Annotated in this window: 15 protein-coding genes; 7 read left to right on the top strand and 8 right to left on the bottom strand. The window is 46.0% G+C overall.

The features are described 5' to 3' along the window. The first annotated feature begins 282 nt into the window (after positions 1-282). The 4 genes from D0A37_RS23705 (at position 283) to D0A37_RS23690 (ending at position 3,507) form a co-directional block, all read left to right on the top strand. Positions 283-1,407, top strand: a complete 1,125-nt coding sequence (locus D0A37_RS23705; protein ID WP_242718107.1) for a peptidylprolyl isomerase — start codon at positions 283-285, stop codon at positions 1,405-1,407. Between the two features lie 238 nt (positions 1,408-1,645). Next, positions 1,646-1,960, top strand: coding sequence for a hypothetical protein (locus D0A37_RS23700; RefSeq protein ID WP_242718105.1), 315 nt, complete (start codon positions 1,646-1,648; stop codon positions 1,958-1,960). Positions 1,961-2,309: 349 nt separating this feature from the next. Then, on the top strand, positions 2,310-3,107 hold the full coding sequence (gene thiL, locus D0A37_RS23695) for a thiamine-phosphate kinase (RefSeq protein ID WP_445242436.1): 798 nt from the start codon (positions 2,310-2,312) through the stop codon (positions 3,105-3,107). A 61-nt stretch (positions 3,108-3,168) separates the two neighbouring features. Then, positions 3,169-3,507, top strand: a complete 339-nt coding sequence (locus D0A37_RS23690; RefSeq protein WP_445242435.1) for a hypothetical protein — start codon at positions 3,169-3,171, stop codon at positions 3,505-3,507. Between the two features lie 71 nt (positions 3,508-3,578). Here the strand turns inward: D0A37_RS23690 and D0A37_RS23685 are convergent, their stop codons facing one another. The 4 genes from D0A37_RS23685 to D0A37_RS23670 form a co-directional block, all read right to left on the bottom strand. After that, positions 3,579-4,235 (bottom strand): hypothetical protein, encoded by a 657-nt coding sequence (locus D0A37_RS23685; protein ID WP_242718103.1) that lies wholly within the window; start codon positions 4,233-4,235, stop codon positions 3,579-3,581. 116 nt (positions 4,236-4,351) lie between these two features. Further along, positions 4,352-5,131, bottom strand: a complete 780-nt coding sequence (locus D0A37_RS23680) for a Uma2 family endonuclease (RefSeq protein WP_242718101.1) — start codon at positions 5,129-5,131, stop codon at positions 4,352-4,354. A 97-nt stretch (positions 5,132-5,228) separates the two neighbouring features. After that, positions 5,229-6,401, bottom strand: coding sequence for a cysteine desulfurase family protein (locus D0A37_RS23675; RefSeq protein WP_242718099.1), 1,173 nt, complete (start codon positions 6,399-6,401; stop codon positions 5,229-5,231). A gap of 74 nt (positions 6,402-6,475) precedes the next feature. Then, complete coding sequence (locus tag D0A37_RS23670; RefSeq protein ID WP_242718097.1) at positions 6,476-6,877, bottom strand: DUF7682 family zinc-binding protein; 402 nt, start codon at positions 6,875-6,877, stop codon at positions 6,476-6,478. Positions 6,878-7,068: 191 nt separating this feature from the next. On the opposite strand from D0A37_RS23670, the gene D0A37_RS23665 reads away from it, so the two are divergent. Continuing rightward, positions 7,069-8,733 (top strand): DUF655 domain-containing protein, encoded by a 1,665-nt coding sequence (locus D0A37_RS23665; protein ID WP_242718095.1) that lies wholly within the window; start codon positions 7,069-7,071, stop codon positions 8,731-8,733. A gap of 504 nt (positions 8,734-9,237) precedes the next feature. Next, the gene (locus D0A37_RS23660; RefSeq protein ID WP_242718093.1) at positions 9,238-9,579 is read left to right on the top strand and encodes a hypothetical protein; all 342 of its coding nucleotides are present in this window, start codon (positions 9,238-9,240) and stop codon (positions 9,577-9,579) included. A 137-nt stretch (positions 9,580-9,716) separates the two neighbouring features. On the opposite strand, the gene cax is transcribed toward D0A37_RS23660, so the two are convergent. Then, positions 9,717-10,817: a calcium/proton exchanger gene (gene cax / locus D0A37_RS23655; RefSeq protein ID WP_242718091.1), complete on the bottom strand. Its 1,101-nt coding sequence runs from the start codon at positions 10,815-10,817 to the stop codon at positions 9,717-9,719. Positions 10,818-11,011: 194 nt separating this feature from the next. Here cax and D0A37_RS23650 point away from each other — a divergent pair, with 194 nt between their 5' ends. Then, positions 11,012-11,740 (top strand): Uma2 family endonuclease, encoded by a 729-nt coding sequence (locus D0A37_RS23650; RefSeq protein ID WP_242718089.1) that lies wholly within the window; start codon positions 11,012-11,014, stop codon positions 11,738-11,740. Between the two features lie 278 nt (positions 11,741-12,018). Here D0A37_RS23650 and D0A37_RS23645 read toward each other — a convergent pair whose 3' ends face one another. The 3 genes from D0A37_RS23645 to D0A37_RS23635 all read right to left on the bottom strand — a co-directional run bounded on the left by D0A37_RS23645 (position 12,019) and on the right by D0A37_RS23635 (position 14,385). After that, the gene (locus tag D0A37_RS23645) at positions 12,019-12,639 is read right to left on the bottom strand and encodes a DUF6391 domain-containing protein (RefSeq protein WP_242718087.1); all 621 of its coding nucleotides are present in this window, start codon (positions 12,637-12,639) and stop codon (positions 12,019-12,021) included. 177 nt (positions 12,640-12,816) lie between these two features. Beyond that, positions 12,817-13,530 (bottom strand): MORN repeat-containing protein, encoded by a 714-nt coding sequence (locus tag D0A37_RS23640; RefSeq protein WP_242718084.1) that lies wholly within the window; start codon positions 13,528-13,530, stop codon positions 12,817-12,819. A 102-nt stretch (positions 13,531-13,632) separates the two neighbouring features. Next, a complete protein-coding gene (locus D0A37_RS23635; RefSeq protein ID WP_242718082.1) occupies positions 13,633-14,385 on the bottom strand; it encodes an MORN repeat-containing protein in 753 nt (250 codons plus the stop codon). Positions 14,386-14,461 lie beyond the last annotated feature (76 nt).

Raw genomic sequence — 14,461 nt, 5'->3', positions numbered from 1 at the left:
GGGGATTGTATCCGTTTTTGAGCCGGTCAGGTTAAAGCTGCAGTCTAGCTGACGGCATCAAAAAGCAATTGGCATTTTATTTTACCGTTCAAAGGGAGCAAGTGCTGTACTGAAATGTTAATGGCAGTGGGCAGTGAGCTGTTGTCAGTTGACTGTTGACTGTTGACTGTTGTTAGTGGGCAACTCCCTCCCGGGCCCAACGAACAGACACTTTAGATGGGTAGCAGCTCAGAAGGCCGACAGCGCTGTGGGAAGATAATAGAGGCAATAAAAGTTAAAGTTATGTTGCATTGGCCTAATTTCTCGATCGATACGTGCAAGCGCTGGGTCAAAACCGTCGCTTTAGCGCTCTTGCTGTTCACTCTCTCCCTGAGTTTCAGTGCAGTCTCCCATGCCAAACGCCCCAGCAGCAGTATGCCTGCAGGGAATGCGATTACCGACGGCCGGGCGCTGCTGCGCTTCGCTTTACCTATTGACAATCAGACTGTGCGAGATTTGCAAATCAGTCTCGAAGACATTAACAACCACATACGGGCCAAACGTTGGGGCCCCATTAGCAGCGATGTCAGCAAGGCTTCCAGGATTCTCAACCTTCGGGAGTCTGACATTTTAGAGAGTATTCCCGAGGCGCAAAAGCCACAAGCTGAGGCGCTACTTGCACGAATCAAGGAGGGAATTGCTCAACTGGAAAAGGCTGTTGAGGCTAAAGACAGGGACAAAGTGACGGACTTGAAAGCCCCAATCCTGGGTGCGGTAGGCGAAATCGAAGAGTTGATGGTGACAAAGTTTCCGTTTGAAGTGCCGGCAAAGTATGCTAATCTGCCTCAACTCAAAGGGCGCGCTACTGTGGCTGTACAAACTGAAAAAGGGGAAATTACTGTTGTGGTTGACGGCTACAGCGCCCCGGTTACGGCTGGTAACTTTGTGGATTTAGTCGATCGAGGTTTTTATGACGGTTTGCCGTTTATTCGATCGGAAGAATCCTACGTTTTGCAAACAGGAGATCCCGAAGGCAAGGAAGAGGGTTTTATTGACCCAGCTACTGGCAAATACCGGAATGTGCCGCTAGAAGTGCTCGTCAGGGACGAAAAGGAGCCTATTTACGGGATTACTCTAGAAGATGCGGGGCGTTATCGCGACGAGCCTGTTTTGCCTTTTTCTGCTTTCGGTACTGTGGCAATGGCCCGCACTGAAACTGACCCTGATAGCGCTTCTTCTCAGTTTTTCTTTTTCTTGTTTGAACCTGAACTCACGCCCGCCGGTCTAAATTTGTTGGACGGTCGCTATGCTGTTTTTGGTTACATGATTGAAGGAAAAGAAGTTTTGGAGCAACTGAAGCAGGGAGACAAGATTGTATCTGCTAAGGTAGTTAAAGGAATCGAAAATTTGGTGCGACCTCAAGTTTAATTAATGACGGCGATTGAAATCGCTGCTTGTCAAAAGTGACGGCGATTGAAATCGCTTTTAGACCAACAAAGCCCGCCTGTGCGGGCTGAAAAAATCAAGAACGACTGCGATTGAAATAGTTTCTAGATGGTGAAAGAGATTGAAACCGCTTCTGCACAGATAAATCCCGCATCAGCGGGCTGCAAGAAGAGATAATTTTTATAGTTTCGTTATTGAAATTAGGAATTAAATCGAGAATATGGCTATTTTACAATTTTTATTGGTAATAGGTTTGGGCGGATTCACAGGATTGTTGATTGTAAAAAATGTGAATGAAAGCAAGCAAAAGCAGCGGTTGGATGAGGCTTTTTATGAGTTGTTGGAAACTCAAAACAGTCAAATTTCGTTGATTCAACTGGCGGCTAATGCTAGGGTTGAGGCTGAAGTTGCTCAGCAGTATTTAACTCGGCAAGTGAAGATTTTTTCGGCGATTTTAGAGGTAGATGATGAAGGGGATACTTTTTATAGGTTTCCTAGGTTGCGCTTGCCGCCCAGTTCGGCTAAGGAATGGTAATTGGGAAGTCATTAGTTATTAGTTATTAGTTATTAGTCATTAGTTATTAGTTATTGGGAATTGGAACCAACAAATAACAACTGACAACTGACGAATGAATCAGAATATAAATATAGGATGCCAGACTTTTTTAACAATTCTGGTATCCTATATTCTATTTATTTAGATTGAGTTATATCAAATCAATTATAATCGGAATTCTTATCTCTCTCTTCTCTTCCTCCGTGCCCTCTGTGGCCTCTGCGGTTAAATCATTCAAAAACAACCGCACACGATATTACATAAAATCAAATATAATATTATCAAATTAATAAAAACTCTCTTTCCCCTCTGCGACTAATTCAAATTTATGCAAGTTAAAGATATCGGCGAACAAGGTCTTTTAAGAATATTACAAAAATTCTGCCCCGCAGAGATAGTTGGTGATGATTGCGCTGTCATGGCTACAAATCCCAACAAATCTCTCGCTATCACTACAGATATGTTGGTGGATGGAGTGCATTTCAGCGATCGAACTACGGGGCCTTATTACGCAGGATGGCGCGCCGCAGCCGCGAATTTGTCGGATCTGGCCGCTATGGGAGCAACGCCTCTGGCGGTGACTGTAGCCCTCGCTGTGGCGGCGGATACGGCTGTGGAGTGGGTTGAAGAGTTTTATCGGGGGATGACGGCTTGCTTGCAAGAATATCATACGCCGATCGTCGGTGGCGATGTTGTGCGATCACCCGTTGTGACTGTAGCGATTACTGCTTTTGGGGAGGTTGAGTGCGATCGTACCATTAGTCGGTCAAATGCGCGATCGGGCTGGGCGATTGTGGCTACTGGGGTTCACGGAGCCTCCCGCGCGGGATTAGAATTGCTGTTAAATCCAGAATTCGGGCAAAATCTGGAAAAGGTCGATCGGGCTTCTTTAATTCTCGCCCACCAGCGCCCTAAACCGCGGCTGGATGTTTTGCCGGTGGTTTGGGAAATATTGGGTTGTGAAGGCGCGATGGAACCCCCCTCAGTCCCCCCCTTGCTAAGGGGGGGAAGCAAGATTTCAATTCTTCAGGTGCGATGGAACCCCCCCTCAGTCCCCCCCTTGCTAAGGGGGGGAAGCAAGATTTCAATTCTCCCCCCCTTAGCAAGGGGGGCCGGGGGGGGTTAATTCTCCCCCCCTTAGCAAGGGGGGGCCGGGGGGGGTTCAATCCCCAATTGCAATCGCCGGAATGGACAGTAGCGACGGTTTAGCAGATGCGATTATTCAAATTTGTCGGGCTAGCGGTGTTGGCGCAAAAGTCGATCGCCCAAAAATACCAATTCCCAATATTTTCAGCGAAATCGTATCAACCGAAAAATCTTTAGATTGGGCATTATACGGCGGCGAAGACTTCGAGTTAGTGCTGTTTTTGCCGATGGCAAATGCTGAGTTATTGGTAGAAAAAATAGGAAATGGAGCCGCGATTGTGGGAACCGCTACCGAGAGCACCGATATTTGGTTGACTGATAGCAGCGGTATTTATCCTGATATTGTATTAAAGCTCGAGCGAGGATTTCAACACTTCTGAATTATCTCGCTTGCCCGCATAGGCGGACTTGGTTTGTGTAGACGCGGTTTCAACCGCCTGGTTTTTGCCCGTTACAGATTTTCCGCCAGCGAACCATTGACTCTGTTATTGTAGGCAGTAGCTAGATTATTTTGGGTTTTCGTCCATTGTTCACTACCGGGTTCGCGATTATTTAAAACTATTTGATAACCAGTAATGGCAATTTCAATATTATTCGCTCTATTCCCACTAGGAAAATCACTCATATGAATACTCAAATTTTCAATAAGACCGATAATTGAGCTAATTGTTTCTGAGTTTTCGCCGGCAATTAACTTCTGTGACACTTGCTGTAAAGTCTCAGCAAAACTGGCATTCAGGAGATGTTGTCGCCCTTCCAGCATGGGGTAAATTACTGCTATATCCCCCTTGCTATCTTGTTCGGCTTGCAATAATTCTAGGAAAAAATTTGCATACTCTTGGAAATTTTCACTAGCAGAGTTATTGCTATCTCCGTCATCGTTCATATCGATGAGTGGCGCTAGGTAACGGGCTAGATGTCGGAGGAATTTAGCGCCATTTTCCCCACCTTGCTCTGCTAAGGTTGATGCTACTAACTCGCACGTTTCCAGAAATCCGCGATCGAGTAATTCTGAGTTATCCTGTAAAATCTGCGGTTCCTCTCCGTTGGGGGCATTCAGCAGGGTGTGAATTAATTGCAGATAGGCTTGGGCGCGGTTTTCTTCCATTGTGGGGAGTTGTGAATAACACCGGGATTTATTTTATCATGATTCGATGGTTTGGGAGTTGAAACTGCGTCTACACACACGAAGCGACTCGGCGATTTCCACCGCCGAATCATCTATTACAATTGATTTAGATCGATTCCCATTTCTCGCAGTCTTGATTCTAAAGCTTGCGATCGCGATCGTTCTTGTTCCAGCAAAGTTTCTGTCTCACTGGCGCGTTGCTCTGCTTGCTGAGCTTGTTGCTCGGCTTGTTGTCGCAGTTGCTCGGCTTGCTGAGCTTGTTGCTCTGCCTCAATAGCCCGCGCTTCCGCCTGTCGTCGCAATTGAGCGAGTTCCACAAAACTCATAAACGCTTCTCCAGACGGCCCAAACATTTCGAGTCCCGTTTCAGATAATTGAAACCGCACGCCCAGTCTGGGACTGATCCAACCGTCTATTTGTTCGATCGTTTCTAATTGTTCCTCTTGACGTTGCCATCCAGTCAACTCTAATGTTTGTGGGTCGTACAAATAGTATTCTTCCACACCATAACGTTCGTAAAATTTGAACTTTTGAATCATCGGAGCGGGCCGATTTCCCGGCGACCAAATTTCAAACACAACTTGTGGCCCAATATTATCTTCATTCCACTGTTGATAGGAACCACGATAACCTTTTGGTCTACCAAAAACTACCATTACATCTGGTGCTTGGCAAAGTTTATTATTTCCTTCAACGGGATACCAAAGCAAGCCGCCGGCAACGAAAACAGTCGGGTCATTCGCAAACAATAGTTCGGAATTTTCCTTAATCCAAACGATTAATCGAAACTGCTCGGTATTCTCTGACATTGGTTCGCCGTTATCGTCGGGGTAGATGATATTTTGTTTGTCGGGAGATTGCAGTTTTGTAACCATTGCTTTTTCCCCAAAATAGATGGTGATTTTATTTTAGTGTAAATGATATCAAGCGGCTTTTTTGTGGGGAGACGTGTTTTCAAGATCGGAATCCTTCCTAACGCCTCGATAATGCTACCTTTGGCATTAATCTATCCAAAATTTGCTCGATCGCAATTACTGTCCAATCAATATCGGCTTCTGTGGTTTCTCGTCCGAGACTCAAGCGAATTCCGCCAACTGCCATAGTTTTGCTATATCCCATTGCCAATAAAATCGGACTGGGAGTTATTTTGCCACTGTTACAAGCAGAACCAGAACTAATCCCTATTCCTGCTAAATTGAGCTGTCGCACTAAAGTTTTGCCTGTCACTTTCCCTGTGTCGCCGTCGGGAGAAACAATGCAAAAACTGACGTGGTGGGGGAGTCGGAAATATCGATCGCCAGTTGGTACTAAACTGGGTACATGAGATAATCGGTCAAAAAGGCGATCGCGCAATGCAATTAACCTCGCCGTTTCCCCATCTATTTCTTGCAAGGCCAATTCCGCCGCCACACCAAAACCGACAATTATCGGCACTGCGGGCGTCCCAGAACGCAGTTTCAATTCTTGACCACCCCCGGTCAATATTGGCGCTAATTCAATGCCCTGACGCACGTAAAGCGCCCCCGCACCTTGTGGCCCGTAAAGTTTGTGACTGGAAAGGGAAAGCAAGTCTACGGGCAGTTTCTGGATGTCTATCGGCAGTCTGCCGGCAACTTGAACAGCATCCGTATGAAATAGGATATTGCGATCGCGCGCAATCTGTCCCAAGGCCTCAATTGGTTGCAGCGTACCAACTTCGCTTTGTCCGTAAATGATCGAAATTAACACTGTATTCGATCGCAGCGACTCTTGCAAATCCAAAGGGTGAACGCGCCCAAATTTATCCACGGGTAGGCGCGTCACTTCCCATCCCCATTGTTCAAGTTGTCGCACGGTTTCTGCTACGGCAGAGTGCTCTACGCTGGAGATAATAATATGCTGCGGCTTTGTATAAAGACGGGCAATTCCGATTATTGCCAAATTATCCGCTTCAGTGCCGCCACTGGTAAAAATCATCGATTCCGGTAGCGCGTTAATCAAGCTAGCAACCTGCATTCTTGCTAATTCTAAAGCTGTCGCGGCCCTTTGTCCCCACTCGTGCAAACTGGAAGGATTCCCCCACTGCTGAGTCAGGGCTTGGTGCATGGCTTGAATCGCTTCTGGGCGGGCGGGTGTTGTGGCGCTATAGTCGAGGTAAATTTGCATGATTTTAAATAACTAATTAATGAATCTTGAGTGTTGACTGTGGTGAGTGGCTACCAATAACCAATAACCAATAACTAACTTCCTGGTTTGCAGACGTTGTAGTCTTCGTGCGACAAAACTTTTTGGGGAATTAAGAAAGTGCCGCAATCTTCACAAAGCATTCTGTAGTGGCGAGTTACAGGAATACTGATTATCAAACGGTTGTGACGCAGGCGTTTGCCGCCGAAATCTCTGTAATTCTTATTTTCGCCCAAAGCTGCTATAATTGCCCGGGCTTTAGTAACTACGTGGTCGGGCAGACCTCTGAGATCGATGATATCTCTAGCAAATGATGCTTCCCTCTCTTGTTTTTTGGTTTGTTTTTGTGTCAGCACTTCAACGTAATGCTGCTGCGCCACCAACTCTTGCGTGCAGCGATGGCACGCTTTACCATATCCTTTGTGACCGCACGGAAAAATTCTTTTTCTTTTAGCCATAAAGCAGCGGTATAGGGTTTGACCCACGCCCCTGAATGCTGCTACCCTACCAGTGATGCTTCCGGCATCGAGGCAGTTCTACAAGACGCAAAATCTATTCCCTTGCATAAATTTAATAGGTTGTAACTTTACTTGATCCAATAGATGTGAACTTTGGGAAGGCTAATAACCTCTATTTTTTTTTAAATTTTGTGACTGTATTGTATTATCATTTACTCGGTTTCTGTTGTGCTGGTCTGGTGGCACTTAATCTGGCGGGCTGCGGACAAACAAAGCAAGACGTGCAGAATTTACCTCTGAGTCTGGCTCCACTGCCTCAAGACCCCTTGTTGCAAGTATACTTCAATCAGTCGATCGCTTCGAGTTATACAGAGCCTTACCGCCAGCAAACTAGACCTGGAGATGATTTAGAAAACTTGATCGCTGTTGCGATCGCCAGTGCTGGATCGACGGTAGATGTAGCGGTTCAGGAGTTTCGCTTGCCCACTATTGCAAGGGTTTTGGCCGATCGGCAGCGGGCGGGAATTAAAGTGAGATTAATTGTCGAACATATGTATAGTCGCCCTTGGAGCGATTTTACAGCGCAGGAGTTAGCGAAATTACCCGAAAGAGAGCGCGATCGTTATAGCGAATTTGTGCAACTTGCCGATCGCAATAAAGATGGTAAATTAACGGTCGAGGAAATCAAGCAAAATGATGCTTTGGTAATTGTCAAGGATGCGGGGATTCCTGTAATTGATGATACTGCTGACGGCAGTAAAGGCAGTGGTTTGATGCACCACAAATTTGTGGTGATTGACGGCAAAACCGTAATCGTCACTTCGGCTAATTTTACCACAAGCGATATACACGGCGATTTCAAGACAGCAGCGAGTCGCGGCAATGCGAACAATTTACTGAAAATTGAAAATGCTCAACTAGCGCAACTGTTTACTCAAGAATTTAACATCATGTGGGGCGACGGGCCCAAAGGCAAACCTGACAGCAAATTTGGCATCAAAAAGCCGTTTCGTCAAGTACAAAAAGTGATAGTAGGGAATTCGACAGTTGGGGTGCAATTTTCGCCGACGACGGCGACTTTGCCTTGGGAAAAAAGCGCCAACGGTTTGATAAATCGAACTTTGGGTAGTGCGAAAAAGTCGGTTGATGTGGCCCTGTTTGTATTTTCGGCTCAGCGGTTGTCAAATACTTTGGAAATTCAAGCTAGCCGGGGAGTTGCGGTGCGAGCTTTAATAGACTCTAATTTTATTTATCGCTCTTACAGTGAAGGGTTGGATATGATGGGGGCGACTTTGATGCAAGATTGCGGGTTAGAAACTGACAATCGCCCTTGGAGAAAGCCGCTGACTACGGTGGGAGTGCCACTGTTACCAATGGGCGATCGCCTGCACCACAAATTCGGCGTTGTAGACGGCAAAACGGTGCTTACAGGTTCTCACAACTGGAGTGAGGCTGCAAATCACGGGAATGACGAGACGCTGCTGGCGATCGAGAGTCCCACAGTTGCAGCCCATTTTGAGCGGGAGTTCGATCGGCTTTACAAAGGTGCCGTCTTGGGAATTCCCGCCCGAATCAAACAAAGAATTGACGCTAAGAAAAAAGAGTGCGATTCACTAAAAGCAGCATCCAAATCTGCGAGTGCTAAACCTCAAATTGCTGCGGCAAAAAAGTTAGTTAATTTGAATGCAGCCACTCAGGAAGAATTAGAAACCTTGCCCGGGGTTGGCCCGAAGTTAGCCGAGAGAATTATTGCAGCGCGGCAACAGCAACCTTTTACCTCTTTGGAGGATGTGGCACGGGTACAGGGAGTCGGGGACAAGATTTTAGAGAGATGGCGCGATCGAGTAACTTGGTAGTTAAGTTCGTACTCAGGACTTCATTCCTGACTCCACAAAGTTCGCACCTAGGACTTCACTTTTCCCTTTCGCCACTCAGCATCAAGGACTAAAATCCTCACTAGAAAACTATCCGAGCGACTTTGACAGCATATCTGCTCTCAAGTTAAAATAATAACTTGTCAACAAAATGCTATCTATTCACATGAGAGGTAGAGAGAGATGGAGCACACCAGATTTGTTACGGGGAGGCCACAAATCAAATTTCTAGCTATTTTTCTCGGAACCCTTTTTTTGACACTAGCAGCTTTCACAGTCAGCGCCCAGCAGACTAACGACGCACAATTTAGGGTCAAAAACGAAAATGCTTTTAATATTAATTTGATTCAATTTAAGCGCATTGAATATGTAGGCCCATGTGCAGGTACTGTCTTCTCTCCTGATTCGCAAAGCGCTCGATTTGTTTCCAGCAAGACTCCCCCCGGGCCTAACAGAAGGGTGATAATTAAAAATGTGACTGAGGGAATGGAAACTAACCCATATCCCTACACAAACAGAGGTTATGACAAAGGTGAATTTTCCGAGGATTTTGGATTTAAGTTGGGTAACAGTCACAAAACAAGAACTTTTTCGGTTTTAGAGGGAGAAAATAAGTTTCTCTATGAAATTAAAGAAAATGACCAGGTTATAGAACAGGGTACGCTTACCGCTGAAGTTTCTGTACAAAACTTAGGGATTTTTCCGCGTCAGCAAATTTGTGAAGATAGGGTAGAATGTCGAGAGACTTCTGATTGTCGCGACCGTAAAGGCAGAAAAAGAAGTTGCAGACGACAGTGTTTTCCTGTTCAACAGTGTCGCTGTCCGTAACTACTTTTTGTCATAAAATTATTTACTTTAATTAACCGCTGAAGAGACAGAGAAATAACAAACAAGAAAAAATAGAAGTTATTTTCCGGTGAAGAGGGGCAACCACGGGAGAGTGCCCCTCCAACAAAATTATTGGTTTAAGTAATCGGGTGAAAGTAAAATGCTGCGCCTAACACGATGTATGTTGCTAAAAGGAGCACTCCTTCGAGCCAATTAGAGCGACCGTCGAGACTAATTAGATTAGCAATTGTCACGGCAATGGCAACTGCAACTACTTCAAATGGATTGAAGTTTAAATCCATCGGCTGGTGAATCACTAATCCGATAATCACCAACACCGGCGCTACCAGCAAAGCAACTAGCAAACTCGAACCCATTGCGACAGAAACTGACAAATCCATATTGTTTTTCATCGCAACTCCCACCGCAGTTACATATTCCGCCGCGCCGCCAACAATTGGCAACAGAATTACCCCTGTAAACAGCGGCGTCAATCCCAATCCTTTGGTAGTTTCTTCCACCACACCAACGAAAATTTCTGATTCAAAAGCAACGGCAACAGTTGAGGCAACTAGCACCCCTACCCACAGCCACAAATTCGGTTTGTGCGTAGTAGATTCCTCTTTGATATTTTGAGGATTTTCTGACTCTAGTTCTAGTAAGCCAACATCGTAAAGATAGCTGTGAGTTTTTAATGAAAATAGCAGAGTTAAAGCGTAAACTGCAATTAGGACGATCGCAGTTATTAAGGAAAGATTCTGAATGGCTGCGGGTTCGACTCCATTGGAGGTATAAATTACCATTGTCGGCAGTAGAATTGCAATCACTGCTAGAGTCATTGTGGAACCGTTCACCCGCGCGATAATCGGTTTAAATTCTTGTTCTTTGTAGCGGATTCCTCCTAGCAGCATGGAAAATCCCATGACTAAGAGCAAGTTGCTGATAATTGTACCGGTTATGCTGGCTTTCACAATGTCAATTAAGCCAGCTTTCAAAGCCACTATGGCAATAATTAATTCTGTAGCATTGCCGAAGACTGCATTTAATAAGCCGCCTATGGAGGGGCCTGTAACGATCGCCACTTCTTCTGTTGCTGTGCTCAACCAAATCGCCAGAGGTATAATGCCTAAAGCGGAGGTGATGAAAACTGCGAGGGAACCCCAGTGCAAATACTCAGCGGCGATGGAAATGGGGATGAAAATTAACAGCACTATGGAAAGAATTTTTTTGATTGACATAAGAACTCAGATGGTGTAAGGAAGGGTGAGGTCGAGTTGTCGGGGCGATCGCAAAGTTGATTTTACACTATTCAACTATTCTCTGACAATTATGGTGCCGAGTGCGATCGATAATTGGGAATTTTTAACCGCAAATGCAGGCAGATCGAGGCATATTCAATATAATAGAATTATATCGACATCGGTGAAAAGATATGTCTCAATCTGTAGTGCCAGTTGTTGAATCCCAGCAAATTGATACTTCACCCACCTTGACCTTTGAAGAATACCGATTTTATCAAACTGATTCCGATCTACAATATGAACTGTACAAAGGCAAATTAATTCCGAGGCCAACCGCAACAGTTTTACATATCAAAATTGGCGAATATTTAGTTTACCAATTGCAGCGTTATTTAGCTGAACACTATCTTGACTTAGTAGCAAAAACAGGCCTGGGAGTAAGAACAGAAGAAGATACCTCTCGGATTCCGCATGTAGTTGTTTGTACTCAAAGTCTTTTGGAACAAGCTGCTGCTAGACCAGGTTCTGGTATCCTCGATTTTGAGGAAAAGCCGCTGTTAGTCATAGAGGTAGTGAGTCAAAACCGGCGCGCCGATTATGTGATTAAACGAGCTGAGTACGAACTAGCTAATGTGCCAGAATATGTAATTGTTGACCCTACACCTAACAAAGAACTGGTGCGAGTTTTAGCCTTTCCTGAAGGTGAAGACATCTATACCCAGACTGATTTTAGGGCGGGGCAACAAATGGTATCTGTAGTATTTCCCAATCTGACATTATCAGTGAATGAAATACTGTCTCCGCCATTAGTTGAAGGGTTGATTAAAGCGGAACAAGCTCGGTTCCAGGAACTTGAACAACGTGCTGAAAGATTGGCGACGAGGTTGCGAGAGTTAGGAGTAGATCCCGATCGTATTTAGGAGCTTGGATGAGCCAGAAGTCATGAGTTAGTTGTTATTAGTTAGATCAAATCCGCGCTGCATCGGAATTATTCACATATCTATTCTCTTCATCTGCGTGAATCCGCGTCAATCCATTGTCATCTGCGGTGAAGAAATTATCTTCTTTTGACCGCAGATACAGGCAGATAAACACAGATTAACGCAGATGAGTTAGATCCAATCCGGTTGCACAGTCCGTGATTGTTGACACTTTTTTGCGTCCATGACTGCGATCGATCGGGCTTGATACTGTGCAACTATTCAACCCAACGCACCCGCACAAAATGAGCTTCGCGTCCCCAGAAGTCGTGACTTGCGGTAATATCAACAACACTCAAATTAAACGGAATAGCAGTTGTGACATAACGCTGAGCTAGAGAACCCACATCAGGAGCTAACTGAGCCGCAGCAGCAGCCGCCGCACCCAAACCTAAAAGTTGCAGAATGGGCCCCCGAGGTAGGGCTAAATGGATGCCGACAGCAAGTCCTGCCGTTAGCAGCATCGCCACCGACAAATTCGTGCCACAGCGGGGATGTACAGCTAAATCCCACTCTCCGCTGGCAATCCGCTGCAAAGCCTCGCGCACTGCCTGACGCAACTGTGCAATGTTAACGTGGCCATAAAGATAAAACCCTTGGTCTGTGGACATCCCGCCCAATAACTCATTATCGGTTCTTGCTGTCGTCGCACCAACCGATTGGCCCAGTACCCAGACAGTAGCGTGTTCCAAAGCATGAACTTGTCGCAAAGCCAATATTTCCTTCAAGCCAGGCACAAAATTGAGTTGTCGCAACAAATCAGCATCTTGAGTGCGCTGCGGGGCAAAGTCGAAAGGAAACTGGCCGGTGTGGCCGGAAGCAGAAGCAGTAGTTGTCATATCAAAACGCCTCCATTAACTCCATTAAGTGGATATTTAACATTAGCAATTCGGTTGAGAAAAAGCCGGTGACAAATTATCAATAGTTTTGACTTTAAAACCTAGCAATGGCAGGTTTGGTGCCAAAATTATTAGCCCTCAACCTGCCCTTACTAAAAGATCGCACTTATTCCGAGTTTATCGTTCTAGCCGCTGGCCCTCACGGAATACTCCCGGAAACCGCCGGCCACTGGTATCGATAATTGTCCCTTTGCCGTGAGGCAATCCCTTACGGAACTCTCCCTGATAGCGAATACCGTTAGAAAACGCGCAGCTACCCCTAGCATCGAGTTCTTGATTAAAGAACTGTCCCGAACACCGGGTACCGTCAGCGCGGGTGAACACTCCCGTACCCAAAGGCTTGCCCCCTAAAAATTGACCCACAAAGCGATCGCCGTTAGCAAAAATGAATTGCCCCTGTCCAGTCGGCGTACCCACTTTCCAATCCAGAGAAAACGGCCCTATATAGCGATCGCCATTAGTAAAAATAGCTGTCCCGGAGCTGATTCTGCCATCTCGGAATATGCCCTCGACGCGAGCGTCGTCCTTAAATATAAATTGTCCTCGACCGTTTGGCTGGCCTTGACGGAACTGCCCCTCATAGCGATCGCCCGTGGAATATACGTATACCCCCGTGCCACTGGGCAAACCGTTAACGAAGTCTCCGATATAGCTATCGCCATCGTCGTAATCGCACCTAACTCTACCTGTAGCGATAGCTGGGACGCAGCGACCGGTTTTAGCTCCTGTTCCTTGCGCCATTGAGGGCAAGGGATAAGTCGCGTAACTACCAATTCCCAACACTGATGCAACTAATAGAGCGATTCCACTGGTTTTAAAACGGGAAATCATTAACTAAGTCTCTCCTATACGCTTCTGGATATTATTTTGCTTCGTCATTTGTCTTTTGTCCGATTTCTGGTCAAAAGTGGCCTGAAAACCTCAATTTATGCTTTACGAAACTCCGCGTTTGCCGTTGCGATATACCCCCGGAAAGCGCCTGCCGCTAGCATCTATCATCGTTCCGACACCGTGAGGCACTCCCTTTCGCAATTCTCCTTCATAGCGCGTACCGTTGGGGAAAGTGCAGGTGACACTAGCGTCTAGTTCTTGATTAAAAAACCTGCCTGAACAGCGAGTGCCGTCTTTGCGTACTAATACCCCTGGGCCAAAGGGCGAACCTGCAAAGAATTGTCCTTCATAGCGATCGCCATTGGAGTAAAAAAATTGACCTCGCCCTGCGGGTTGGCTGCTAATGGCATCAGTCTGAACGTTCCTGACGACTGCGAAGTCTCCCACGTAGCGCTCGCCGTTGGGGAAAACGACCGTCCCAGATCTCATCGTGCCGTCTTGGAACACGCCTGTGTAGCGGGCATCATCTTTAAAAATGAATGTCCCTCTACCATCTGGCACTCCTTTCCGAAATTGTCCTTCGTAGCGATCGCCATTAGCGTACACGTAGACTCCGCTGCCGTCGGGAAGACCGTTAACGAAGTTTCCCTCGTAGTTATCGCCTCCCTCGTAATTGCATTTTACTCTTCCCGTAGGAGGGTTTCCTTGGCAGAAGGGAGAGCGTTTTCCTTCTTCGGGTTTTGGATCAGGTGTTGGTTGAGCCATTGATGGCTGGGGATTCAAGAGATTAGTGGCGCTGCCGATACAAGAAGCAACTAATATCACCATCCCTAATTTTTTAATTGAACCGAGCATGAGAAATCTCCTTTGACTTCCATTACTAATAGGGATTTTATAGAAGCTAAGACTCGCTGAAAAGTCTTCTATTTTT

Source organism: Microcoleus vaginatus HSN003, from assembly GCF_022701255.1.
Lineage (GTDB): Bacteria > Cyanobacteriota > Cyanobacteriia > Cyanobacteriales > Microcoleaceae > Microcoleus > Microcoleus vaginatus_B.
The sequence above is the reverse complement of the archived record's forward strand: the minus strand, read 5'-3'. Positions and strand labels throughout refer to the sequence as shown.